At 63.1% G+C, this 23131-nt stretch carries 23 protein-coding genes and 1 tRNA gene; 9 read left to right on the top strand and 15 right to left on the bottom strand.

Annotation, left to right across the window (positions count from 1 at the left end):
* Nucleotides 1-134: 134 nt before the first annotated feature.
* Together D2V07_RS02420 and D2V07_RS02415 are read left to right on the top strand one after the other, a co-directional pair.
* Nucleotides 135-1856 carry a long-chain-fatty-acid--CoA ligase gene (locus D2V07_RS02420; protein WP_119584398.1) on the top strand — a complete coding sequence of 574 codons (1722 nt, stop codon included), beginning with the start codon at nt 135-137 and terminating at the stop codon, nt 1854-1856.
* The gene (locus D2V07_RS02415; RefSeq protein ID WP_233548204.1) at nt 1853-2299 is read left to right on the top strand and encodes a MerR family transcriptional regulator; all 447 of its coding nucleotides are present in this window, start codon (nt 1853-1855) and stop codon (nt 2297-2299) included. Before D2V07_RS02420 ends, D2V07_RS02415 begins: the two co-directional genes overlap by 4 nt.
* 24 nt (nt 2300-2323) lie before the next feature.
* Here the strand turns inward: D2V07_RS02415 and D2V07_RS02410 are convergent.
* Together D2V07_RS02410 and cpdR are read right to left on the bottom strand one after the other, a co-directional pair.
* Nucleotides 2324-2398 (bottom strand) — tRNA-Val (locus D2V07_RS02410).
* 87 nt (nt 2399-2485) lie between these two features.
* A complete protein-coding gene (gene cpdR, locus D2V07_RS02405; protein ID WP_119584397.1) occupies nt 2486-2860 on the bottom strand; it encodes a cell cycle two-component system response regulator CpdR in 375 nt (124 codons plus the stop codon).
* A 159-nt stretch (nt 2861-3019) separates the two neighbouring features.
* Here cpdR and D2V07_RS02400 point away from each other — a divergent pair, with 159 nt between their 5' ends.
* On the top strand, nt 3020-3967 hold the full coding sequence (locus D2V07_RS02400; RefSeq protein WP_119584396.1) for an N-formylglutamate amidohydrolase: 948 nt from the start codon (nt 3020-3022) through the stop codon (nt 3965-3967).
* A gap of 235 nt (nt 3968-4202) precedes the next feature.
* Here D2V07_RS02400 and D2V07_RS02395 read toward each other — a convergent pair whose 3' ends face one another.
* Nucleotides 4203-5024 (bottom strand): SapC family protein, encoded by an 822-nt coding sequence (locus D2V07_RS02395; protein ID WP_119584860.1) that lies wholly within the window; start codon nt 5022-5024, stop codon nt 4203-4205.
* Between the two features lie 88 nt (nt 5025-5112).
* Nucleotides 5113-6561 carry an FAD-binding oxidoreductase gene (locus tag D2V07_RS02390; protein WP_119584395.1) on the bottom strand — a complete coding sequence of 483 codons (1449 nt, stop codon included), beginning with the start codon at nt 6559-6561 and terminating at the stop codon, nt 5113-5115.
* A gap of 149 nt (nt 6562-6710) precedes the next feature.
* On the opposite strand from D2V07_RS02390, the gene D2V07_RS02385 reads away from it, so the two are divergent.
* Both D2V07_RS02385 and D2V07_RS02380 read left to right on the top strand, forming a co-directional pair.
* Entirely contained in the window at nt 6711-7292 is a 582-nt protein-coding gene (locus D2V07_RS02385) for a hypothetical protein (protein ID WP_119584394.1), read from the top strand.
* 105 nt (nt 7293-7397) lie between these two features.
* Complete coding sequence (locus D2V07_RS02380; protein WP_119584393.1) at nt 7398-8804, top strand: DEAD/DEAH box helicase; 1407 nt, start codon at nt 7398-7400, stop codon at nt 8802-8804.
* A gap of 7 nt (nt 8805-8811) precedes the next feature.
* Here the strand turns inward: D2V07_RS02380 and D2V07_RS02375 are convergent, their stop codons facing one another.
* A complete protein-coding gene (locus D2V07_RS02375) occupies nt 8812-9699 on the bottom strand; it encodes a DMT family transporter (protein ID WP_119584392.1) in 888 nt (295 codons plus the stop codon).
* 180 nt (nt 9700-9879) lie between these two features.
* Between D2V07_RS02375 and D2V07_RS02370 the strand changes: the two genes are divergently transcribed.
* Complete coding sequence (locus D2V07_RS02370) at nt 9880-10128, top strand: hypothetical protein (RefSeq protein WP_119584391.1); 249 nt, start codon at nt 9880-9882, stop codon at nt 10126-10128.
* A gap of 17 nt (nt 10129-10145) precedes the next feature.
* On the opposite strand, the gene D2V07_RS02365 is transcribed toward D2V07_RS02370, so the two are convergent.
* Nucleotides 10146-10919, bottom strand: coding sequence for a Crp/Fnr family transcriptional regulator (locus D2V07_RS02365; protein ID WP_119584390.1), 774 nt, complete (start codon nt 10917-10919; stop codon nt 10146-10148).
* A 137-nt stretch (nt 10920-11056) separates the two neighbouring features.
* Nucleotides 11057-13366 carry an ATP-dependent helicase gene (locus D2V07_RS02360; protein WP_119584389.1) on the bottom strand — a complete coding sequence of 770 codons (2310 nt, stop codon included), beginning with the start codon at nt 13364-13366 and terminating at the stop codon, nt 11057-11059.
* Between the two features lie 139 nt (nt 13367-13505).
* Between D2V07_RS02360 and D2V07_RS02355 the strand changes: the two genes are divergently transcribed.
* On the top strand, nt 13506-14105 hold the full coding sequence (locus D2V07_RS02355; protein ID WP_119584388.1) for a hypothetical protein: 600 nt from the start codon (nt 13506-13508) through the stop codon (nt 14103-14105).
* Nucleotides 14106-14177: 72 nt separating this feature from the next.
* Here D2V07_RS02355 and rsmD read toward each other — a convergent pair whose 3' ends face one another.
* Nucleotides 14178-14726, bottom strand: a complete 549-nt coding sequence (gene rsmD, locus D2V07_RS02350; protein ID WP_119584387.1) for a 16S rRNA (guanine(966)-N(2))-methyltransferase RsmD — start codon at nt 14724-14726, stop codon at nt 14178-14180.
* Entirely contained in the window at nt 14723-15472 is a 750-nt protein-coding gene (locus tag D2V07_RS02345) for a pseudouridine synthase (protein ID WP_119584386.1), read from the bottom strand. Before D2V07_RS02345 ends, rsmD begins: the two co-directional genes overlap by 4 nt.
* A gap of 98 nt (nt 15473-15570) precedes the next feature.
* On the opposite strand from D2V07_RS02345, the gene D2V07_RS02340 reads away from it, so the two are divergent.
* Nucleotides 15571-17316 (top strand): AmpG family muropeptide MFS transporter, encoded by a 1746-nt coding sequence (locus D2V07_RS02340; RefSeq protein ID WP_119584385.1) that lies wholly within the window; start codon nt 15571-15573, stop codon nt 17314-17316.
* Between the two features lie 3 nt (nt 17317-17319).
* On the opposite strand, the gene D2V07_RS02335 is transcribed toward D2V07_RS02340, so the two are convergent.
* From D2V07_RS02335 to trpB, 5 genes are read right to left on the bottom strand one after another with little or no spacing between them, the layout of a single operon-like run.
* On the bottom strand, nt 17320-18660 hold the full coding sequence (locus D2V07_RS02335; protein WP_119584384.1) for a bifunctional folylpolyglutamate synthase/dihydrofolate synthase: 1341 nt from the start codon (nt 18658-18660) through the stop codon (nt 17320-17322).
* Between the two features lie 15 nt (nt 18661-18675).
* Nucleotides 18676-19527: an acetyl-CoA carboxylase, carboxyltransferase subunit beta gene (accD, locus tag D2V07_RS02330; RefSeq protein ID WP_119584383.1), complete on the bottom strand. Its 852-nt coding sequence runs from the start codon at nt 19525-19527 to the stop codon at nt 18676-18678.
* Between the two features lie 9 nt (nt 19528-19536).
* Entirely contained in the window at nt 19537-20313 is a 777-nt protein-coding gene (gene trpA / locus D2V07_RS02325; RefSeq protein WP_119584858.1) for a tryptophan synthase subunit alpha, read from the bottom strand.
* Complete coding sequence (locus tag D2V07_RS02320) at nt 20310-20495, bottom strand: hypothetical protein (RefSeq protein WP_119584382.1); 186 nt, start codon at nt 20493-20495, stop codon at nt 20310-20312. The genes trpA and D2V07_RS02320 overlap by 4 nt, the downstream gene beginning before the upstream one ends.
* Nucleotides 20492-21709, bottom strand: a complete 1218-nt coding sequence (gene trpB, locus D2V07_RS02315; protein ID WP_119584381.1) for a tryptophan synthase subunit beta — start codon at nt 21707-21709, stop codon at nt 20492-20494. The genes D2V07_RS02320 and trpB overlap by 4 nt, the downstream gene beginning before the upstream one ends.
* 196 nt (nt 21710-21905) lie before the next feature.
* Between trpB and D2V07_RS02310 the strand changes: the two genes are divergently transcribed.
* On the top strand, nt 21906-22379 hold the full coding sequence (locus tag D2V07_RS02310) for an outer membrane protein (RefSeq protein ID WP_119584380.1): 474 nt from the start codon (nt 21906-21908) through the stop codon (nt 22377-22379).
* A gap of 63 nt (nt 22380-22442) precedes the next feature.
* Here the strand turns inward: D2V07_RS02310 and D2V07_RS02305 are convergent, their stop codons facing one another.
* Nucleotides 22443-23093, bottom strand: coding sequence for a phosphoribosylanthranilate isomerase (locus tag D2V07_RS02305; protein WP_119584379.1), 651 nt, complete (start codon nt 23091-23093; stop codon nt 22443-22445).
* Between the last annotated feature and the right edge of the window lie 38 nt (nt 23094-23131).

The following is a 23131-nucleotide window of genomic DNA, read 5'->3' as shown; positions in this document are numbered from 1 at the left end:
TCGCGCATGGACCTTTGTTGACCTTTTGCGCCGAATGGTTACGATAAAGTCTGTGGCCTGACGTATACGTCAAGCACGGCGAAATCAAGACGCAGTTTGGTGAAAAGCTGCGCCACATTTGGAAAGGATGTTCGATGAACGACGCGGCGGTTACGTCTCACCCGCTTGATCCCAGCCGGATCCTGGATGCGGAGGGGAACCTGCGTCCGCGTCTGCTGACCGAAGCGTTCGACCGCGCGATCAGCGAGTTTCCCGATCGCGTGGCCATCGATTTCCTTGGCCGGGAATACACCTACGCCGAACTCGGTCAGGAGGTGGAAAGGGTTGCCACGGGGCTTCAGGCCCTGGGGCTTCAGAAGGACGACCGCTTCGGCCTGTGCCTGCCCAACACGCCCTATTCGATCATCCTGTACTATGCTGTCCTTCGCGCCGGGGGGATCGTGGTGCAGCTGAACCCGCTCTATTCCGATAGCGAGGTCGAGTTCCTCATTACGAACTCCGGCGCCAAGATGGTGGCCGTTCCCGACCTGGAGTTGCTGCATGCCAAGGTCGCCAATGCCTGGGGCGCCAAAGGCAGCGCGATGGAGCGCGTCGTGCTGTGCTCGATGGCCGATGTCCTGCCGTTCTGGAAAAGTGTCGGGCTGCGCACGCTCAAGCGTTCGTCGCTTGCCAGCAAGCGCGATGGCATCGTCTATTCCGATTACGCCGATCTCGCTGCGCACAAGGCCAATCTCCGCAAGGTTCCGCAGGATCCGCACGATGTGGCGGTCCTGCAGTATACAGGGGGAACGACCGGGCAGCCAAAGGGTGCCATGCTTACCCACGCCAGCCTTGCCGCCAATTCGGCGCAGATGCTGCTGCATATCGGGGAGGAGCGCGACCAGCAGGAGCGCACGCTGGGCGTGCTGCCACTGTTCCATGTCTTCGCGCTTACCTGCGTGCTGAATTTCGGCGTTGAAGTGGCTGCAGAGCTGGTCCTGCTGCCGCGCTTCGAGATGGACGAGGTTCTGGCCACCATCAAGCGCAAGCCGCCGACGATGATGTTCGGTGTGCCCACCATCTACAACGCGCTGGGTTCGCTGCCGGATGACAAGGTGCCCGATCTTTCCGGGGTCCGCACCAGTATTTCCGGCGGCGCGCCGCTGCCGCTGGAAGTGCGCCTGCAATACGAGAAGCGCACCGGTTCACCTGTCTCAGAAGGATATGGCCTGACCGAGGCTTCTCCGATCATCACCAGCAATCCCCTGCTCGGGCGCACGCCGGTGAAGGAAAATTCCGCCGGGCCTGCATTCCCGCACACGGTAGTGGAAATCCGCGATCCGGAAACCGGCAAGATCATGCCCCAGGGCGAGCGCGGCGAAATCTGCGCGCGCGGTCCGCAGCTGATGAAAGGCTACTGGAACCGCCCCGGCGCAACCGATGAGACCTTCATCGACGGTGCCCTGCGAACAGGCGATATCGGTTATCTGGACGAGGACGGCTACCTCTTCATCGTTGATCGCATCAAGGACCTGATCCTGTGCAGCGGATATAACGTCTATCCCCGCATGATCGAGGATGCCGCGTATGAGCATCCAGCCGTGAAGGAAGCCGTCGCCATCGGCATTCCCGATGACTACCGGGGCGAGGCGCCAAAGTTATTCATCGCCCTGCATGAAGGGGAGGAGCTGGACGCGGCGACGCTCCACCAGTTCCTCAAGATGCGCCTCAACCCCATCGAAATGCCCGACGCCTACGAATTCCGCGACGAACTGCCGAAAACGCTGGTCGGCAAGCTGGAGAAGAAGGCGCTGGTGGCAGAAGAGAAGGCCAAGCGTGAAGCTGCTGCCGAAGCGTCCGGAAAGGAAAGCGCATGAGTGAAGAGCAGGAAAGCTTCACCGACAGCCTGCCCGGTTTCGAGGATATGAAGCAGGGCGACCTGAAGAGTATCGCAGAAGCATCCGAAGCCCTGGGGGTCACCCAGCGCACCTTGCGCTTCTATGAGGACAAGGGCCTGATCCAGCCGGGGCGCGTCGGCTCCATGCGCGTTTACTCCCGGCGGGAAATGGGCCGCATGCAGCTCATCATGCGCGGCAAGCGCCTGGGTTTCAGTATTCGCGAGATCGGCGAATTTCTCTCGCTCTATGACGGCGAGAGCGGGACCATCGGCCAGATGCAGCACCTCAAATCGCGCATCAACGAGCGCTTGGTGGAACTTAAAGAGCACCACAAAGCCATCGAACAGACCATACGCGAGCTGGAGCAGATGGATCGCGAAGCGCAGGAGCGCATCGAGGCCGAGGCCGGCCGCAGTAACTGAACTGTCAGGACAGGGGAGTGCGAATGGTGGGCGTAGCAAGGATTGAACTTGCGACCCCTACGATGTCAACATAGTGCTCTACCACTGAGCTATACGCCCACACCATTCGGGTGTTGCCGCCTTGTTCGGGCGGCAGGCGGGCCATCTAGCGCCGCCTTGTCCGTTTCGCAAGAGCCTACTTTCGCGTCAGAGCGACGCGACAGCATTATCTTCGAACATGCGCTCCACTTCCAGCACCAGATCCTTCAGGTGGAAGGGCTTGGAGAGCATCTTGGCGTGGGGCGTTTCGCGATTGGCCTTCAGCGCCACGGCGGCAAAGCCGGTGATGAACATCACCTTGGTCGAAGGGCTCAGTTCGTTGCAGCGCTGGGCCAGTTCGATCCCGTCCATTTCGGGCATCACGATGTCGGAAAGCAGCAGGTCGTAGATCTCGGTTTCCAGCAGGGGCATCGCCTCGGTACCGCAGGAAACGGCGACGACCGAAAAGCCAGCCTGCTCCAGCGCGCGCGTGAGGTAAGTGCGCATCGCAGTATCGTCTTCGGCCAGCAGGATTCGGATCATGCTTCTTTCTCTTCCAGTCAGTCTGTGTGAAACTCGTCTCTAGGCACATTCCCGTTAAAAATCTGCCCCCTGAAACCACCTGACCTGCAATGGGACAGGCAAAAGCAATCCACGCCGCCTTTGACATGGCCAGCCTTCGCCGCCAGCACTGATGTCCAGATGAGTCACAGTCCATCCGGCCCGAACGATTCGCAGGCGCATGAAGGCGGCCTGATCCCTGGCGGCGACGGCCAGCCCGCGTTCGTGCTGCACCGCAGGAATGCGCTGGCGCTGCCGGTGCTGATCGCCGTGCCGCATGCAGGGCGCGACTATCCGCTCAGCCTTATAAACCGCATGCGCCACCCCGCCGAAGCCGCGCCCCGGCTGGAGGACCGCTACGTCGACCTGATCGCAAGGGGCGTTGGCGAGGCGACGGGGGCCACCCTGCTGGTGGCCAGCGCGCCGAGGGCGATGATCGATCTCAATCGCTCGCCGGAGGATGTGGACTGGGAAATGGTGTCCGGCTCCCATGCCGGGTTCGCGCGCTCGCGCCTTGCGGCAGGACGCAGGTCGCGCAGCGGGCTGGGCCTGGTGCCGCGGCGCTTGCCGGGGCTGGGCGAACTGTGGCGCCACCGCCTGCCATCGGCGGAACTGTCGAAGCGGATCGACCAGGTGCACACGCCCTATCACCTTGCCCTGTCGCAGATGCTGGAAGCCTTGCGCGACAAGTGGGGCGGGGCGCTGCTGCTGGACCTCCATTCGATGCCTCCCCTGGGGCCGAAAGCAGGCGAGGGGGCAGCTGTCGACTATGTCGTGGGAGACCGCTTCGGCGCCTCCTGCGAGAGCACTCTGGTGTCTGCCGCGCTCGATCATTTCGAGGAGCGGGGCGTGCGCGCTGCCCACAACCGGCCCTACGCTGGCGGCTACGTGCTGGATCGCCACGGTGCGCCGGCGCGTGGAATTTCCGCGATGCAACTGGAGGTGTGCCGCACGACCTATCTCGATCGCCAGCTGCGGGAGCCGGGCGAGGGGATCGAGGCCGTCTCGCAGCTGCTCTCCGCGCTTGTCCTGCGGCTGGCTGACGAAGTTGCGAAGGGTGCGAACGGCTTCGCACAGGCTGCTGAATAAACAAGAAAAAACCGCCCCGTGCGCGAAGCACGAGGCGGCCAAGGTTCAGGGAGGAGGTATGCAAAAGCATACCTATCCGGCCGGGCCATGAGGGGAGCGCCGGCCGGACAAATCAAAGATAAGCCTGCCGGAAAATGTTTCAAGATCACATGCAAAAGGGGCGGCCCCGAAGAGCCGCCCCTGTCGCTGTTTCGTCGCGAAATCGGCGCGCCCTGTCGGCGCTGCCGAAGCCCGCTTACTTTTTCTTCTTGGCGGTTTCGGCCGGCGCTGCGTTTGCGCCTGCGGTCATACCCTGCGGACCCTTGCCGATTTCCACCTGGCGCGCGAAAATGTTCCGCATGAGGTCGAGCGAGAACAGGTGCGCGAAGATGAGCGGCAGCAGGCCGTTCTCGTTCCACTTTCGCAGCTGGTCGCCGCGCAGTTCGCGCAGCTTGTCCTGGTTCACCATGCGGAAACCGCGATAGATGAAAGGCTGCTCGGGGTTGTCGGCCCGGTTGATCGCGATCTCGCCGTCCATCAACAGGTCGTGGTCTTCCAGTTCCTTCATAAACAACTGGGTGCGGTTGCCGGCTTCCTCGAACTTCTCGCAGAACTGCAGCAGGCCCTTCACGTGCTCGCTGGGTTCCTTGTCGCCGGTGAAGAGGGGGTGGCCCTCATCGAACTTGCCGACAAGATCGCTCGACGGGTCGAAGCAGAGCGACAGGTTGTCGGAATTCTGGTCCAGCTTTGCCAGCAGGAAGGGATAGCGGCGGATATAGGCCGGAATGTACGGCGGCGTGTCGTCGCGCGGTGCGCCGTCTTCGTCGAAGAAAACGTTCACGCCTTCGTTCAGGCCCATCAGCGCCAGCGGCACGGAGCGGTCACCGGCGGAGAAGACGATCGGGAAATTGCGCTGCGCGGAGGGGAATTCCTCAACGGTCAGCGGAACGGCGTGCTGACCGGCAACCCAGGGTGCCTTGTCGACCGTGCGCGCATTCCAGTCGCCATGATCGTTGCTGTTAAGGGGAATCAGTTCCTTGTAGAACACGGGCAAACTGGCTTTCGGCGCGCTGGCCATCATACTCTCCGATCAGGTTGCATTCGGATTTTCCGGCAGCTTGGCCGACATCCGAAGTTGGCTTTCGTGAATTTCGTCCGGCGCGGCCTTAAAGAGGTTCTGCCCCCGTTTCAAGCGGCACCAGCTTGCCTGGATTGAGCAGGCCCCTGGGGTCGAGCGCCTGCTTAACCTGTCGCATGATGGCCAGCTGCGCCGGATCGGCCAGCCTTGCCAGCTCATCCCGCTTCAGTTGCCCGATGCCGTGTTCAGCGCTGATGGAGCCTTTCCAGGCCGTGACCTGGTCGTGCACGAAGGCGCTGATTGTCTTGCCCTCACTCTCTTCCCATTCGCCGGGCGTCGCATCCTGCGGGGCGAGAACGTGGAAGTGAACATTGCCGTCACCAAGGTGTCCGAAAGCGACCGCGGTGTGGCCGGGAAAGGCGCTTTCTACCTTGGGTACGGCATCCGCCACGAAATCCGCCATGTCGGCCACCGGGACGGAGATATCGTGCTGCATCGCAGGGCCAAGTGCGCGTTCTGCCGGAGCGATCTCGTCGCGCAGCATCCAGAACGCCTCTGCCTGGGCTTCGTTACGGGCGATCGTGGCATCGGCCACCAGGTCTTGCTCAAACGCGCTTTCCAGCAATTGCTGGGCGAGGGCGGGCAAGGCGTCCGCACCGGAGGCATCGGCGGTCAGTTCGATCAGCGCGTTCCACGGGTGCGCATCCTGCAGGGGCGCGCGGGCATTGGCGCTGTGCGTCAGAACGGCATCAAGCGAGTGGCGCGGCATGACTTCGAAGCCCTCCAGCGCATCGCCCGCCACGCGTTCAGCATGCAGCAGCAACTTGCGCGCATCGCGAATGTCGGCAAGGCCAGCCCAGAGCACCGCACGGTCGGCCAGCGCAGGCAGCAGGCGCAGCGTCGCCGCAGTGACGATGCCCAGCGTCCCCTCGGAGCCGATCAGCAACTGTTTGAGGTCGAAACCGCGGTTGTCCTTCTTCAGCGGTCGGAGCGAGTCGAACACGGTTCCATCCGCCATCACCGCTTCGATCCCCAGCACCTGGGACCGCATTGAGCCATGGCGCAGCACCTGGGTTCCCCCGGCATTGGTGGAGATCAGCCCGCCGATGGTGGCAGAACCCTTGCCTCCCAGCGTCAGCGGGAAGCGCAGGTTTTCCCCTTCCACGGCTTCGTGCAGTGTCTGCAGGATCATGCCGGCATCGCAGGTGATCTGCCGCGCATCGACATCGAAGCGGCGCACCTTGTCCATCCGGCGCAGCGACAGCACTATCGCATCGCCGGTCTTGTCCGGCGTGGCACCACCCGACATGCCGCTGTTGCCGCCCTGCGGCACGATGGGCACGCCGTGGTCCCCGCACAGCCGCACAAGGGCCGCGACCTGCTGCGTGTCGGCGGGGGAGGCCATCCCCAGCGCCCGCCCTGTGAACCGTCCGCGCCAGTCGGTCAGCCACGGGCTGATCATGTCGGCATCGGTGGTGAAGCCACGTTCGCCCAGCAGCTGCGCTGCGCCAGAAAGAAATGTGTCCTTGGTGCTCATCAACCTTCCGTTGCCACTAACCGGCTGGACTTGCAAAGGCCGATGAGAGGGTTAAGCCGTCATTCAATCCCGCATGCTATCCGAGCGCAGTAACGGTAGTCCGCCAGTTCCCGATCGTCGTCACGCAGGTCCCCAACGCCAATTTCAGCATGAAACGTCTTGTCGCCATCCTCGCGCTTGTCGCTCTGCTTGTCCCCATAGTGGCGGCGCAGTTGCCGGCGCGCGTGGCAGCGCAGGACATTGGCGCACTGGCCGGGCCGCGATCCGCCCTGCCGCTGGGCTTCGGGCCATCACAGGTTTCGCCCACCACCCTGCTGGACGAGGCGCACCGCGCGCAGCAGCAGAACCAGGTACGCATCCGGCAGCGGGTAATCGTGCGGGTGTCTCCCGCGCCCGCCCGCGCGCGTTCGCAGATGATGGCAGACCTGCCGCGCCGCCCGATGCGCCAGAGCTTTGCGGAAGTCGAACATGGCGACTGTGTCGAGGTGAACGACATCATCGGCGTGCAGCCAACCACCGACAATCGCCTGCTGATGTTTACCCGCCAGCGGCAAATCCTAGCGGCCAGCCTTGGCGAAAGCTGTGTGGCGCGCGCCTTCTATGCCGGGTTTTATGTCGAGCGAAGCGAGGATGGCCGCCTGTGCGTTGCGCGCGACCTGCTGCAATCGCGCGCCGGGGCCAGTTGCGAAGTGACCGATTTCAGCCGCCTGGTCGCTGTCAGCGGACAGTAACGATTTACCCGTAAATCTTGACTTTCTGCGTGCCTGCTGCATAGGGCGCGGCGCATGCCTTGTGCTGCATGACAAGCATCTCCTCTTATTTCCGGACCTTACGCATTGACCACTTTCGCCGATCTCGGCCTTTCCCCTGAATTGCTCCAAGCCGTCGAGGAGGCTGGCTACACCGAGCCAACTCCGATCCAGGCGGAGGCGATTCCGGCGGTGCTGATGATGAGGGACGTGCTCGGCATTGCGCAGACGGGCACCGGCAAGACCGCCAGTTTCGTGCTGCCGATGATCGATGTGCTTTCCAACGGCCGTCGCCGCGCGCTGATGCCGCGCAGCCTGATCCTGGCGCCGACGCGCGAACTGGCGGCCCAGGTTGCCGAGAATTTCGAGAAGTACGGCAAGAACAACGACCTCAAGATGGCGCTGCTGATCGGCGGCGTGCAGATGGGCGAGCAGGTAAAGGCCCTGAACGACGGTGTGGACGTGCTGATCGCCACGCCGGGACGCCTGATGGATCTGTTCGAGCGCGGCAAGATCATGCTGAATGCCTGTGAACTGGTGGTGATCGACGAGGCCGACCGGATGCTCGACATGGGCTTCATCCCCGATATCGAGTTCATCTGCGACAAGTTGCCGGAAAAGCGCCAGACGCTGCTGTTCAGCGCCACCATGCCGCCGCCCATTGCCAAGCTGGCCAAGAAGTTCCTCGATAATCCCAAGCGGATCGAGGTGACGCGTGCCGCTTCCACGAACGAGAACATTACCGCGTTCAAGATCCCGGTGAAGAGCCGCGAGAAGCGCGAGACGCTGCGCTGGCTGCTGCGCAACGATCTGGTGGAAACCGCGATCATCTTCTGCAACCGCAAGACGACGGTTCGCGAACTGAACAAGAGCCTCCAGGGCCACGGCTTTGCCAGCGGCGAAATCCACGGCGATATCGACCAGAACCAGCGCAATGCCGAACTGAACCGCTTCAAGTCGGGCGAGATCAACATCCTTGTCGCGTCGGACGTTGCCGCGCGCGGGCTGGACATCAAGGGTGTGAGCCACGTGTTCAACTTCGACACGCCGTGGCACCCGGATGACTATGTCCACCGCATTGGCCGCACGGGCCGTGCCGGGGCCAAGGGCCGCGCATTCACGTTCGTCGCCCCCGAAGATGCCGAGGCTATCGACAACGTCGAGAAGCTGACCGGCAACAAGGTGCCCGTGTTCGGCAAGAAGGACGTTCGCGTCGAACTGCCAAAGGCCCAGCCGAAGCAGGAAAAGCCGAAGCAGGAAGAACCTGAGGACGACACCGTCGAGGAACGCGACGAGAAGCCGAAGCGCTCTCGTTCGCGCCGCGACGATGACCGGCAGGATACGCCGAAGCCGCGCCAGGAAAAGCGCGAGAGCAAGCCGCAGCGGGAAGAAAAGCCGCGCCAGTCGCGCCATCGCAACCAGGACGAAGAGCCTGTACCCGCTGGCGAATGGAATGGCCCCAAGCCCGACTTCCTCGGCGTGGGGTTCAACTGACCGGACGCTAGAGCCGTGGCCTGACCAGCAGACCCTTGAAGATGGTCTTGCTGGGACGCACCTCGATAACCAGCACCCCGGCAACCGCCAGGGCAGCACCGGCCAGCATCACCGCGCCCACCGGCTCGTTCGCCAGTGTCGCACCCATCAGGATGGTAAAGACCGGCGTCAGCAGGGTAATCGGTGCGACCACGCCTGCCTCGTTCTTCTGCAAAATGCGGAAATAGGCGGTGTGAGCGAATACCGAGACGACGAGCCCCGAGAAGGCCAGCGCGCCGAGCATTTCCCAAGGGGCGGCAAGGGACACGGCAACCTGGCCGCTCTCCAGCATGAAACTCAGCGGTAGCAGGAGCGCAGTGGAGAAAAAGCCCGCCCACGCCATCATTCGCAGCGCGGACAGTTCGATAGTCTTGAGGTAGACCGACCCCAGCGCGCCCACCAGCGCTCCGGCAAACACGAAAAACAGGCCGGCCGAGTTTTCCCAGCCCGAGGGGGAAGCGACCGCAAGCCCTACGCCGCCCAGCGCCATGGCAATGCCGATACCGCGCCGCCAGCGCACCTGCTCCTTCAGGATCACCATCGCCAGCAGCACCGTCATCGGCGCGCCGGAAAGCTGGACGATGGCAGATGCGGAGGCGGTTGCATCCTGCAGGCCGACGAACAGCAGGGCGAAACCGCCGCCGCTTACTGCTGTGGTCACCAGCGCGACCCGCCACCAGTCGCGGCCCGGCCATTTCAGCCAGGGTGCGAGAGCGGCCATGACTACGACCGAACGCAGCGCGGCATACCAGAGCGGCGGCACCGCAAGGTCGGTCACCACCACGCGGCTGACCAGCACATTCGCGGCCCAGATCAGGCACAGGAGAACCAGCAGGGCTATATCGCGCAGGGGCATGACGGGCCGTTAGCAGGTCGCCCGGGCCAAGGGAAAGCTTGCGTGACGGCCGGGCGGGCAAAGGCAGCCGCTTGGCCATGTTCCGCGCAATAGACTTATGTTGTCGCGCATGACGCCCCATCTTTGCCATGACCCTTCCGCAGAGGCCGGTGCCTCTACGGACGGAACAGGGGGTCGCAAATGACCGGCAGAGACCGCGCAAGCGGCAAGCCCGAAGCTGCAAGCTTTCGTCTTCGCGGCAGGCGTGCCGATTCCGCTACCGACGAGGAGATCGTCTGCGAGGCCGCGGACATCGTGGAGGCCGTCGGCATCGCAAACCGTCATTTCGGTGCAGGTGATGTAGAGCTGCGCTGCTGGCGCGGACGCGACTACGAACTGCGCATCCATGCCGACAAGTCATGGTCGCTCAAGCCGACCTATAAGCTGTAGCCGAAATCCGGGCCGGATCAGGCTTCGCGTCTGGTGAGGTAGAGATAGGCCGGATCGAACTCGGCAAGTTCGCACAGGCCATCCCAGTCATGAATCTGTACCCGCTGCGTCTGGAAGGTGACGAGGTTCATTTCGCGCAGTTCCTTCAGCATCCGGTTCACATGCATCTGCGTGAAACCGAGGCACTCGCCGATCTGCGTCTGGGTTAGCGGCAGCCAGAAGGTGTGGTCGGTGGTGAGGCCCACCACCTCGCACCGGCTGTACAGCTCGCAGAACAGGTGGGCGATGCGCGCCTTGCCCGAACGGGAGCCGATATTCATGATCCATTCCCGGTGGATCGAGGCGTCCACCATGGTGGCGAACCACAGGATACGCGCAAGCCGCGGGCTCTCGTCGATCAGCCGCGAAATATCCGTGTGCATGAATTTGACGATGCGGCAATCGGACATGGCGCATATACCATGGTCCAGCACTTCGAGCGGATAGGAATGCAGGTCAACGAAGTCACCGGGGATCTGGATTTCCATGATCTGCCGCTCGCCATCCTGGCTGTCCTTGCAGCGGCAGGCGAACCCTTCGAGAATGAGCGAGGAGTAGTGAATCCGCTCACCCTCGCGCACCAGGTATTCGCCCGGCGCAAACACGGCGGTTTCGCACATGGCATTTTTGAGCAACCCGGCCTCGGTTTCCGATAAGGCGAACCGTGTGCGGATCGACGCCAGGAACTTCCAGATGTCCGGCAGGCTGCCCCTGCCAGCCGAATCGAATGGATCGCGTTCGTGCTGTTTCAATGTTCCGCCCCGTCCAAGCTTGGCCAAGCCCCGTTCAGCCCGGCCGAGCGCTATTTAACCACAAGAATGCGGCGCTCTATAACAAATTTATATTCGTCCGCATCTTTATGGCGGCGATCGACGGCCTTGGAAACGATCTAGGTCGCCAAAGTAACGAAGCTGTCGATGACCCGCTTGGTGCCTGCCTTCTCAAAATCGATTTCCAGCTTGTTGCCCTCCTGCCCGATGACCTCTCCGTACCCGAACTTCTCGTGGAACACGCGTGCGCCGATCTCCACGTCGTCGCGTGGTTTGGCGGCGAAGCTCGCCGCGCTGCGGCCCGGTTCCTTCAGGCGGGCAGGCCTGGTCTCGTAACCCGTAGCAAGTGCACGCTGCCAGCCCGGTCCGCGAGCATTGGAGCGATCGGGCCTGTTGCTGGAGACGTGGGCGAACGGATCCTCGCTCTCGCTCCAGTTGGCTTGCCAGAGCGACTTGCCACCGGTCATCGTGGTTTCGCTTTCGATATGCTCTTCCGGCAGTTCCTCGACGAAGCGGCTGGGGATGCTGCTGGTCCACTGGCCATAGATGCGCCGGTTGGCCGCGTGGAGGATGGTGCAACGGCGCTTCGCCCGCGTGATGGCGACGTAAGCGAGACGGCGTTCCTCTTCCAGCGACGCCAGGCCACCTTCGTCTAGCGAGCGCTGCGAGGGGAACACGCCTTCTTCCCAGCCGGGCAGGAACACATGGTCGAATTCCAGTCCCTTCGCGGCGTGCATGGTCATGATGGTGACCTTTTCCTCGTCGTCGTTGGCATCGTTGTCCATCACCAGCCCGACGTGTTCGAGGAAATCGCCCAGCGTCTCGTATTCCTCCATCGCACGGGCAAGTTCGATCAGGTTTTCCGCCCGCCCAGCGCTTTCGGTGGAGCGGTCAGCCTTGAGCATGGCGTCGTAGCCGCTCTCTTCCAGCACCGCGCGCATCAATTCGGAAGGGCTGACTGCCTCGCTCATTTCGCGCCAGCGCAGGAAATCGCTCATCAACGCGGCAATGGTGTTGCGGGCGCGGGCGGGCAGTTCGTCGCTGTCGGCAAGTTCCAGCGCGGCGGCTGCCAGCGGCTGCTGCGTCCGGCGCGCGTGCTGGTACATCTTTTCCAGTGTCTTGGCGCCAAGGCCCCGCTTGGGCTGGTTGTAGATCCGCTCGAACGCCAGATCGTCGGCGGGCTGGGCGATTACGCGCAGGTAGGCCAGCGCGTCGCGGATTTCGGCGCGTTCGTAGAAACGGAAACCGCCGATGATGCGGTAGGAAAGGCCGATCTGGATGAACCGGTCCTCGAACTCGCGGGTCTGGTACTGCGCACGCACCAGGATGGCGGCCTGTTCAAGGCTCAATCCCTCGCGCTCCAGCCGTTCCAGTTCCTCCCCCACGCGGCGCGCCTCCTCCGGCGCATCCCACACACCGATGGCGCGCACCTTCTGGCCTTCGGGCAACTGCGTCCAAAGCGTCTTGCCTAGGCGCTGGCTGTTCGCCTCGATCAGTCCGCTGGCAGCGGCAAGGATTTGCGGAGTGGAGCGATAGTTCTGCTCCAGCTTGACCACCTTCGCTCCCGGGAAATCCTTTTCGAACCGCAGGATGTTGGCAACTTCCGCACCGCGCCAGGAATAGATCGACTGGTCGTCGTCCCCCACCACGCAGATGTTCTTGCGTTCCTGCGCCATCAGCCGCAGCCACAGGTACTGCACGGCGTTGGTGTCCTGGTATTCGTCGACGAGAATGTACTTGTAGCGTTGCTGGTAGTTTTTCAGCACGTCCGTATGGCGGCGGAAGATGTTGAGCATATGCAGCAGCAGGTCGCCGAAGTCGCAGGCATTCAGGCTTTTCAGCCGTTCCTGGTAGATACGATAAATCTCCGCGCCCTTGCCGTTGGCATAGCTTTCGTTGTCGACCGCCGTCAGGTCATCGGGATTGAGGCCGCGGTTCTTCCAGCTGTCGATCAGTCCGGCGAGCTGCCGCGGCGGCCAGCGCTTCTCGTCGATATCGTTTTCCCGGATCAGCGTCTTCAAAAGGCGCAACTGGTCATCGGTATCGATGATGGTAAAGTTGCTTTCCAGCCCGACCAGTTCCGCATGGCGTCGCAGCATCTTCGCGCAGATCGAGTGGAAGGTGCCGAGCCACGGCATGCCTTCCAGCGCACCGTTGGTCAGCGTGGAAACGCGTTCGCGCATTTCCCGCGCGGCCTTGTTGGTGAAGGTGACGCACAGGATCTCGCTGGGCCATGCCAGTCGCTCCCGCACGATGTGGGCGAGGCGGTGGGTGAGGGCGGCGGTTTTTCCCGTGCCTGCGCCCGCCAGCATCAGCACCGGTCCTTCCGTCGTCAGCACGGCATCGCGCTGCGGCGCATTGAGATGGGCGAGCCATTCGGGCGCGGCGGTGGCTGGAACGGAGTCGCTATCGGAGGGGGGCTGGGTCACCTGTGAACAACTAGGGAACACAGCCGCACCGTGCAAGGCCAGCGACGAGCCGGGGAACCCTACTTTTTCGGAACAGTGGTCAAGATAACGTCGTTCTAAAGGCAATAGTAACGACGCGAACCGATACAGGAGACAGTTGATGAACAAGGTAATTCTTGGCGCTGCCGCGGCGCTTTCGATGATTTCCGTGCCTGCCCTGGCCGATCACCATAACGGTGACCACATGGAAATGACCGCTGCCCAGCAAATGATGTACGACGAACTCGATGCCGCCGATCAGGCCGAGTTCGACAGCTACGAGATGGAGCAGAAGACCACTTACTTCGGCTGGAATGACGATCTACGTACATACTACTGGACGTTGAACGACGACCAGCAGGAAGCGTGGTGGTATCTGAACGATAACCAGCGCTCGCAGGTATACCAGATCCCCGCCGAACAGCGCTCCGCTGCCTGGAATTCGATCCTGACGCAGGTCGCACAGATGGAAGGCACCATGCCCGCCAGCCAGCAAACGACCACCAACAGCGCGATGAACTCGAACTCGAACTCGAATTCGAATTCGAACATGCGTTTCGTTAGCAATGCGATGGTGCAGAACATCCCCGCGCCGCACCAGGGCGAGTATCCCGTGTGCGAAAGCGATGCTGATGACAGCTGCATCAACGCATGGGCCACCGGACGTCGCGGTCCGGGAGTTGACCGCCCGCTCGAATACTGGCCGGGTGACCGCTCCTAAGCGGCTAACCGACTGACCAGATGCCAAAGGCCGTTTGCGAGAGCAGGCGGCCTTTCGCCTTGCTCGCCGCTGTCAGGTCGCGGGCCAGCGCAGCAGCACCAGCTTTGCCGGGCCGACCTTGCGCTCTGCATCGACTTCCAGCGCTTTGATTTTCACGTCTTCCTTGGCACCCACTTCCAGGGCGACCCATGTCGCAGGGCCGATCCAGCCCAGACGGGTCAGGCGATCTATCGCGACTGCCCCCGCATTGGTGCCATAGGGCGGGTCCAGCAGCACGAGGTCTCTTGCGCTCTTTGCGGCGCCAAGGCTCATCACCGATCCGGCGACCACTTCGCACTGCTGTTGCGCCCGCAGCGCTGCGATGTTCTGCCGGATACAGCGAATGGCGGCAGCGTCCTGCTCTACAAACAGGCAATTGTTCGCCCCACGCGAAAGCGCTTCCAAGCCCAGCGCGCCCGAACCGGCGAACAGGTCCGCCACGGAAAGCCCCTCGAACGATCCCAGCCGACTCACCAGCATGGAGAACAGCGTCTCGCGCGTGCGATCTGCCGTGGGGCGCGTGGCTTCGCCAGTGGGCGCGCGAAGCTGCCGGCGTTTCCAGTCGCCTGCGATGATTCTCACTTCAGGCTGCTCCGGAACCGCTCGATATCTTCCTTGCGGATTTCCTGCGCCGCACCGCGCGGCAGGTCGGCAAGGCCGAACGGGCCATAGGCGGTGCGGATCAGGCGGCTGACTTCCAGCCCGAGGTGCTCCAGCACGCGGCGCACTTCCCGGTTCTTGCCTTCGGCCAGCGACAGCTCGATCCACTGGTTGCGACCCGTGCGCCGCTCCAGGTTGGCATCGATGGGGGCATAGCGCATCCCCTCGATCTCGATCCCGTCCATCAGCGATTCGAGCTGTTCCTGAGACACATCGCCGAAAGTGCGCGCCCGATAGGTGCGAGAGACTTCGGTTGCGGGCAATTCAAGCAGCCGCTTGAATTCGCCATCATTGGTCAGCAGCAGCAATCCCTCGGTGTTCATATCCAGCCGCCCGATTGGCATCAGCCGCGGCGTATCCTTGGGCAAGGCATTGCGCAGCGCGGTGTAGATGGTGGGGCGGCCCGAGAAATCGCGTTCCGCCGTCAGCAAGCCGGTGGGCTTGTGAAAAGCGAACAGACGCGTGCGTTCGGGCTTGGCCACCGGCTTTCCGTCCACCGTCACGCCTTTCAGGCTGGTCAGGAACGTGGCGGGTGTCGTCACGAACTCGTCGCCGATCTTGATCCGTCGATCATCGATCATGCGTTCGATCTCGCGGCGGCTGGCGACACCAGCGCGGGCGAGCAGTTTGGCGATGCGATCACCCTCGGGGCGTTCTTCCTTGGACATTTGCGGCTCTCTAGGCGTTGAAAGCCCGTTCATCCAGCCTTCCATTGCACTGGATTACGGCTAGACCGACACTCAGGTACGAAAGCGGAGAGCAATTTATGGCCGAAGCGGCCGCCGAGACGAAGAAATCCAAGCCCGGCTGGCGCACGCTGGCGCGATCGCTGAAAAATCCCAAGAGCGGCTACATGGCGCTGTTCGGCTTTGCCAGCGGCCTGCCTTTCGCATTGTTCCTGGGCACGCTTTACGCCTGGCTTTCCGAAGCCGAGGTGGAGCTGGAGACGATGGGCGTCTTCTCGCTGATCGGCCTCGCCTATGCCTTCCAGTTCCTGTGGTCGCCGCTGATCGACAAGGTGTCGATACCGGGCTTTCGCAAGCTGGGGCGGCGCAAGCAGTGGATCGTGCCCTCGCAGATCCTGCTGGGCGTCATCCTGATCGCGCTTTCGCTGTCGAACCCGACGAACGAGGCGATTGGCTGGTTCAGCCTGCTGGCAGGGATTGGCGCACTCGCCAGCGCCACGCAAGACATTGCCATCAACGCCTGGCGCATCGACGTGGCGGACGAGGAGGCAACGCTCGATATCCTCTCCACCGTGTACCAGATGGGCTACCGCCTCGCCGCGCTGGTGGGCGGGGCATTGGGCCTGATCATTGCGGCTCGTATCGGCTGGCCGCAGACCTATCTCATCATGGGCGGCATTTTGCTCGCCATCGGTATCGCCGGCCTCTTCGCACCTGACAGCAAGGCGGGCGAAAACGTGGACGGCACCGTTACCGACGAGTTGCTGCTGAGTCTGCGCAAGAAGGGCGAGCTGAAGCCATCGGTGCGCGCAAAGGCGCTGGGCGCGGTGGGCCTGTTGTGGGCGCTCGCTATCGGTGTAGTGCTCACCTTCATGTACATGTCGCTGGCCTATGCGCCTGAAGACCGGCCCAACCCGACCGACTTCACCGTGAATTACGGCCCGTGGATCATCGTGGCGACCGTGGTGATTCCCGCGCTGATCGCTGGTTGGCTCGCCTCGCAGAAGGCCAAGGGCGAAAATGTGATGACGGAGGACCTGCCCGAACGCGCAGGCAATTCCTACGCGGTCGACCATCTCTACCGGGCGCTGGTCATGCCGCTGGTGGAGTTCGTGGGCCGCATGGGCTGGTCGCTGGTGCTGATCCTCTCGCTGGTGCTGACATATCGCATCTGCGACGCGATCTGGGGCACCTTTGCCTATCCGTTCTACCTCGGCGAACTGGAATATACGAACGACGAGGTGGCGTTCGCCTCCAAGTTCTTCGGCGTGGGCGCAATCATCGCCGGGCTGGCGCTGGGCGGCTACCTGCTAACCGTTATCGGCCGTATGGCGACGCTTACTCTCGGGGCGCTGATCGCGGCGCTGACGAACCTGCTCTATGCCGACATGGCAGCGGGCGGGGCGAACATGCAGGCGGCCAGTGACTTCATCGGCTTTTCCGCCCTGATCAACTTCATGGCTCCGTTCGGCTCCGAAGGTTTACCGCGCCTGACGTTTACGATCATGTGGGAGAATCTGGCTATCGGCATCGCAGGGGCGGCCTATGTCGCGTGGCTGAGTTCCATCGTCTCGAAGAAATACTCCGCCGTGCAATATGCGCTGCTGTCCTCCCTCACGCTGCTAGTTGGCACGCTGGGTCGTGGCGCGCTGGGAGAGATGATCGAAGACCAGGGCTATTACGACGTGTTCATCCTGACGACGCTGATCGGTTTCGTTGCCGTGGTGCTGTGCGTGTTCGAATGGATTCGCGTGAGCCGGGCAGGGGCGAAATCCGGCGTCGTTACGCCTGATCGCCACGATGCCGCGCCCGAACCGGCGGAATAGCGCCTAGTCAGGCAGCTCGCGGTTGAGGCTGAGGACCTTGCCCGCAAGGTAGAGGGATCCGAAGATCAGCACCGTGCCTTCGCTGGTCTCGGTCATGGCGCGGATGGCGGCTGGCACATCGTCCGCCGATCTAACAGATGCGATACCAGCTTCCCGCGCCAGTTCAGCGAGAACTTCGGGCGCGACGCAATCGTTGCCGGGGATCGGCACTGCCGTGATCGAATCGATCTGCGGTGCAACGATCGCCAGGAACCGCCGCGCGTCCTTTGCGGCCATCATGCCGATCACGGCATCTACCGGTTTCGGTGCATTATCCAGATACCGGGCGAGCGCCTTGGCCGCATCGGGATTGTGCCCGCCATCCAGCAGGAAATGGCGGTGCGGCAGCAGTTCGGTGAGTGGGCCATCGCCGAGGCGTTGCAAACGCGCGGGCCAGCGGCAGTTGCGAATCCCCTCGGCCATGGCGGCGGCTGAAACCGGCACCGTGTCCTGATGACGCAGCATGGCGACGGCCAGCGCGGCGTTGTCCGACTGGTGCGCGCCGGACATGGTTGGCAGTGGCAGGTCGAGCCTTCCGTGACGGTCGCGATAGGCGATGGAATCCTCGCCTGCCTCTGCCCACCAATCGTGCCCGCGCATATGCAACGGCGCGCCAGCAACACCCGCGCGCCGCTCGATCTCCGCCTCCACATCGGGCGAATAGTTCTGGGTAACCAGCGGCGAGCCGGGACGGGCGATGCCCGACTTTTCGAATGCGATGCGCACCATGGGGTTCCGGGCAGGCGAGGGCGCTTCGGGGTCTTCGTTCAGCAGGAACTGTTCGTGGTCGATACCCAGCGAGGCAATCCCGCAGGCAGCGGGCCGCTCCATGACATTGGTCGCGTCGAAACGACCACCCAGGCCAACTTCGATCACGCAGGCATCGGCGGGCTCGCGCGAAAAGGCGAGAAAGGTCACTGCTGCCGTGACCTCGAAGAAACTGGGCGCGAGGTCACCCGCAACGTCCAGCACTTCCTCCAGCAGCTGCGCCAGCATGGCGTCGGAGATCAGGTCTCCACCAATGCGGATGCGTTCGTTGTAGCGGACGAGGTGCGGCTTGGTGGCGACGTGGACTTTAAGCCCCTCTGCCTCCAGCATGGCGCGCAGGAAAGCGCAGGTGGAGCCCTTGCCATTGGTGCCCGCGACATGGAACACCGGCGGCAGGTGCTTTTCGGGATTGCCAAGCCGATCGAGCAGGGCGCGGATCACGTCCAGCCCGATGCGCCCTTGCGGCAACGAAAGAGCGCTCAGGCGATCCAGCTGGCGCTGCACGTCGTCATTGTCCGAAATGGCGAAGTCTTTCATCGGCTCGCCCGCCGGTCAGGCTGCCTTTGCCGGAGTCAAATAGTCCAGCAACTGCGCCAGCGTTTCGCGCAAGTCCTTCCGGGCAACCACCATGTCCACCATGCCGTGCTTGTGCAGGTATTCGGCGCGCTGGAACCCTTCGGGCAGCTGTTCGCGAATGGTTTCCTGGATAACGCGCTGCCCGGCGAACCCGATCAGGGCATCGGGCTCCGCGATCTGGACATCGCCCAGCATGGCATAGCTGGCGGTAACGCCGCCCGTGGTCGGATCGGTCAGCACGACGATATAGGGCAGGCCCGCTTCACGCAGGCGGCGCGTCATCACGGTGGCGCGCGGCATCTGCATCAGGCTGAGTATGCCCTCCTGCATACGCGCACCGCCGGCGGCGGTTACGCAGACGAAGCCGCAATTTTCATCGATGGCACGCTGGGCCGCGTTGCAGAAGGCATCGCCCACGGCCATGCCCATGGAGCCGCCCATAAAGGTGAAGTCCTGCACGCCGACAACCGCCGGATTGCCCTCGATCGTGCCGAAGGCCGCGGTGAAGGCATCGTTATGCGGATTGCTGGCGCGCGCCGCCTTCAGGCGATCGCTGTAGCGCTTGGTATCCTTGAACCGCAGGGGATCCTCGGAAACCTGGGGGGCAGGCAGCAGTTCGAAATCGTCGCCATCCATGATCTGGCTGAGCCGCTTGTCGGCACCGATGCGGCCATGATGGTCGCAGCGCGGACAGACGTTCAGGTTCTCCTCGTACTCGGTACGGAAGACCATTTCCTGACAGCGCGGACACTTGATCCACAGGTTGTCGGGGGATTCGCGCTTGTTGCCAAAGGGCAGGCGCTCTCGGACACGGGTTAGCCAGCTCATGGATGGGGCCTATCGGGCAGAATGCACTGCATTGGCAAGTTTTTCGACCAGTGCACGCAGGTGTTCAGGTGCCTTTTCCCCATGCTCGGCGACAATCTCGACCAGCGCGGAGCCGACGACTACGCCGTCCGCCACCTTGGCGATCGCCTCGGCCTGTTCGGGCGTGCGCACGCCGAAACCGACGGCAATGGGCAGGTCGGTATGCTGCTTGATGCGGGCGACGTTCGCCTCGATCGTGTCGACAGCGGCCTGCTGCTTGCCGGTGATGCCCGCTACGGACACGTAATAGAGAAAGCCCGCTGACTTATCGAGCACCGTGGGCAGGCGTGCATCGTCGGTTGTAGGGGTGGCAAGGCGGATGGGGGCGATTCCCTTGTCGCGCAGGGCAGGACCAAGATCCTCGTCTTCTTCTGGCGCAAGGTCGACGCAGATCACGCCATCGATGCCAGCCCTGTCGGCAGCATCGGCAAACCATTCCGGCCCGCGCCGGATCATCGGGTTGGCATAGCCCATCAGCACCAGCGGCACGTCGGGATGGCGCGCGCGAAAATCGGTGGCCATCTGCAGAACGTCCGCAGTCCTGGTGCCCTTGCCGAGCGAGCGAATGTTGGCGTTCTGAATGGCAGGGCCATCGGCCATGGGATCGGTGAAGGGCATCCCCAACTCGATCACGTCCGCGCCGCCCTCGACCAGCGCGTCAAGATTGGCGGCGGTGTCGCCATCGCCAGCGGTGATGAAGCAGACGAGCGCAGGGCCGCGCGAGAAGGTGTCGGAAAAACGGGTCATGATGGCCGGCGCCATAGCCCCGCTGCCACGGCAATCACAATGGCAATTCCACCGGCGAACGGCGCAATCTGCGGCGCGCTGATTTCCTGCCCGCTTACTACGAAGCCGAGGGCCGAGAGAACGAAGCCGATAGGCAGGCCGATGAGGAAGAACACGCCAGCACGGGCGGGGGAGAAGGTCACATCTCCACCCCAAGCGCCTCAGCCACGGTGAAGATGTCCTTGTCGCCGCGACCGCACAGGTTTGCGCAGATAATCGCGTCCTTCGGCATCGTCGGTGCGACCTTGGTGATGGCGGCGATGGCGTGGCTGGGTTCCAGCGCGGGGATGATGCCTTCGGTGCGGCAGAGCAGCTGGAAGGCTTCCAGCGCCTCGGTATCGGTGGCGTGGGTGTATTCCACGCGGCCCGTTTCTTTCAGCCACGCGTGTTCCGGGCCGATGCCGGGATAGTCGAGACCTGCCGATATAGAATGGCCTTCGGTGATCTGGCCGTCCTCGTCCTGCAACAGGTAGGTCTTGTTGCCGTGGAGCACGCCGGGGAAACCGCCTGCGAGGCTTGCAGCGTGTTCATCACCATCAAGGCCGTGGCCTGCGGCTTCCACGCCCAGCATCTTCACCGTGGGATCGTCGAGGAAGGGGTGGAACAGGCCGATGGCGTTGGAGCCGCCGCCGATGGCCGCTACCAGCAGGTCCGGTAGCTTGCCGGTGCGATCCAGCAGCTGCGCACGCGCTTCCTTGCCGATCACGCTCTGGAAATCGCGGACAAGCTCCGGATAGGGGTGCGGGCCGGCGGCGGTGCCGATGATGTAGAAGGTGTCGTGGACGTTCGCGACCCAGTCGCGCAGCGCCTCGTTCATGGCGTCTTTCAGCGTGCCGCGCCCGGCGGTGACGGGGCGCACTTCCGCGCCCAGCAGCTTCATGCGGAACACATTGGGCGACTGCCGCCGCACGTCCTCTGCGCCCATATAGACGATGCAGGGCAGGCCGAAGCGCGCGCAGACGGTGGCTGTGGCCACGCCGTGCTGGCCCGCGCCGGTCTCCGCGATGATGCGCGTCTTACCCATACGGATTGCCAGCAGGATCTGGCCGATGCAGTTGTTGATCTTGTGTGCGCCGGTATGGTTCAACTCGTCGCGCTTGAACCAGATTTGCGCTCCTCCCAGCTCCTCGGTCAGGCGCGGGGCGAAATACATCGGGCTGGGGCGACCGACGTAATGTTCAAGCAGGTCGTCGAACTCCGCCTTGAACGCGGGGTCTTCCTTCGCGGCCTTGTATTCCTTTTCCAGGCCCAGGATCAGCGGCATCAGCGTTTCGGCGACGTAGCGGCCGCCGAACTGGCCAAAGTGCCCGCGATCGTCGGGCTGGTTGCGGAATGAGTTCGGTTTGTTCTCGGTCATGATCGCCGATTGGCAGAGGTAGGGGCGGGTGTCCAGATAGGCCTCTGGTCGGGGATGGTTGCATCGCCTGCGGCGCTAGTCGTTTGCTGTTAGCGGTTGATCGATTCGTTCATTTTCCAACAATGTTCTCGCTCGCAATTAGGCGCCAGGACGGGTCCGAACATCGGGTTCGGGGGTCCTGGAGAACATGAGAGACATGAATACCAATAAGATTGCTATCGCAATGGCAACGCTCGCCGCCGCGGTTGCGGTACCTGCTGCAGCACAGGCCCAGGAAGCCATGGGCACGGGCCGCGCCGAAGTGCGTGGCGGTGTCGCTTGGGCTAGCGGCCAGGAAGAGGCCGTGGCCGGCGCTGCGCTCGGATACGATTTCGACCTTGGCGATTCGGCCTTCATCGGCGTTGAAGGGTCCGCCGATCACCTGCTGGCTGACGGTGCCGACTTCGTCTGGGGTCTTGGCGCACGTGCCGGTGTCCGCGTAAGCGACGCAGGACGCCTTTACGCTGCCGGCGGCTACGCGTTCGGCGATGGCGAGGACACACCCTACCTTGGCGCCGGATACAGCCACCGTGTCGGCCAGTCCGTCTACGTGAGCGCGGAATATCGCCACTTCTTCAGCGACTTCATCGATGTGAACGCTGCAACCGTGGGCGTTGGCTTTAACTTCTGAGCCGATCAGTAGCTGGCGGGAAGGGCGGTCTTACGGGCCGCCCTTTCTGCTTTGACCCTACACCTAGGCTGCCTTGGCGCGTGCTTCGCGTGCGGCCTTGCAGAACGCGGCGATCTTTGCCGGGTCCTTCTTGCCGGGCTCGCTTTCCAGCCCAGACGAGGCATCGACCAGCGGCGCGCCGGTGTAGCGGATGGCATCGGCCACGTTGTGCGGGCCAAGTCCGCCCGCCAGCCCCCAGGGAAGAACGTGGCGATGGTTCAGCAACAGCCGCCAGTCGAGCGCAAGGCCATTTCCCCCCGGCAACGCGCCAGCGGCAGCATCGTAGAGAAGGCGGTGCGCGCTGTCCCGGTATTTCGCCGCACGTTCCAGCGCGCCGCGATCCTTGACCCCCACGGCCTTCCAGACTTCGAGGTTGGAATTCTGGCGAATCAGCGCCAGCCACTCCGGATTTTCGGCACCGTGCAGTTGCAGCACGTCCGGCTGGATTTCCTGCAGGGCTTCCGATGTGGGTTTTGGCTGTAGGTTCACGGTCAGCAGCACGACCTGCACATGGTCCGGCACGCGCGAGCGCAGCTTCGCCGCCTCCGCGATCGAGAGGTGGCGCGGCGACTTCTCGAAATGGACGAGGCCGACATGGGTCGCACCTGCATCGACTGAGGCATCGATGGTGTCGCCGGTAGTGAGTCCGCAAATCTTTATGAGCTGGTCTGACATAGGCTTCACTTAGTGGAGCGGGCAGTGTTGGTGAAGGG

The organism is Aurantiacibacter zhengii, assembly GCF_003584125.1.
GTDB lineage: Bacteria > Pseudomonadota > Alphaproteobacteria > Sphingomonadales > Sphingomonadaceae > Alteraurantiacibacter > Alteraurantiacibacter zhengii.
Note: the sequence above shows the minus strand (reverse complement) of the source record. Positions and strands in the feature narration are given on the sequence as shown.

Bases quoted from the DNA above. Each gene is read 5' to 3' on its own strand.
- D2V07_RS02310 (WP_119584380.1), top strand. From the start codon at position 21,906: ATGAATACCAATAAGATTGCTATCGCAATGGCAACGCTCGCCGCCGCG.
- D2V07_RS02340 (WP_119584385.1), top strand. From the start codon at position 15,571: ATGGCCGAAGCGGCCGCCGAGACGAAGAAATCCAAGCCCGGCTGGCGC.
- D2V07_RS02335 (WP_119584384.1), bottom strand. From the start codon at position 18,660: ATGAAAGACTTCGCCATTTCGGACAATGACGACGTGCAGCGCCAGCTG.
- D2V07_RS02375 (WP_119584392.1), bottom strand. From the start codon at position 9,699: ATGCCCCTGCGCGATATAGCCCTGCTGGTTCTCCTGTGCCTGATCTGG.
- cpdR (WP_119584397.1), bottom strand. From the start codon at position 2,860: ATGATCCGAATCCTGCTGGCCGAAGACGATACTGCGATGCGCACTTAC.
- D2V07_RS02415 (WP_233548204.1), top strand. From the start codon at position 1,853: ATGAGTGAAGAGCAGGAAAGCTTCACCGACAGCCTGCCCGGTTTCGAG.
- accD (WP_119584383.1), bottom strand. From the start codon at position 19,527: ATGAGCTGGCTAACCCGTGTCCGAGAGCGCCTGCCCTTTGGCAACAAG.
- D2V07_RS02370 (WP_119584391.1), top strand. From the start codon at position 9,880: ATGACCGGCAGAGACCGCGCAAGCGGCAAGCCCGAAGCTGCAAGCTTT.
- D2V07_RS02385 (WP_119584394.1), top strand. From the start codon at position 6,711: ATGAAACGTCTTGTCGCCATCCTCGCGCTTGTCGCTCTGCTTGTCCCC.
- D2V07_RS02420 (WP_119584398.1), top strand. From the start codon at position 135: ATGAACGACGCGGCGGTTACGTCTCACCCGCTTGATCCCAGCCGGATC.
- trpB (WP_119584381.1), bottom strand. From the start codon at position 21,709: ATGACCGAGAACAAACCGAACTCATTCCGCAACCAGCCCGACGATCGC.
- D2V07_RS02305 (WP_119584379.1), bottom strand. From the start codon at position 23,093: ATGTCAGACCAGCTCATAAAGATTTGCGGACTCACTACCGGCGACACC.
- D2V07_RS02345 (WP_119584386.1), bottom strand. From the start codon at position 15,472: ATGTCCAAGGAAGAACGCCCCGAGGGTGATCGCATCGCCAAACTGCTC.
- D2V07_RS02395 (WP_119584860.1), bottom strand. From the start codon at position 5,024: ATGGCCAGCGCGCCGAAAGCCAGTTTGCCCGTGTTCTACAAGGAACTG.
- D2V07_RS02400 (WP_119584396.1), top strand. From the start codon at position 3,020: ATGAGTCACAGTCCATCCGGCCCGAACGATTCGCAGGCGCATGAAGGC.
- D2V07_RS02355 (WP_119584388.1), top strand. From the start codon at position 13,506: ATGAACAAGGTAATTCTTGGCGCTGCCGCGGCGCTTTCGATGATTTCC.
- D2V07_RS02390 (WP_119584395.1), bottom strand. From the start codon at position 6,561: ATGAGCACCAAGGACACATTTCTTTCTGGCGCAGCGCAGCTGCTGGGC.
- trpA (WP_119584858.1), bottom strand. From the start codon at position 20,313: ATGACCCGTTTTTCCGACACCTTCTCGCGCGGCCCTGCGCTCGTCTGC.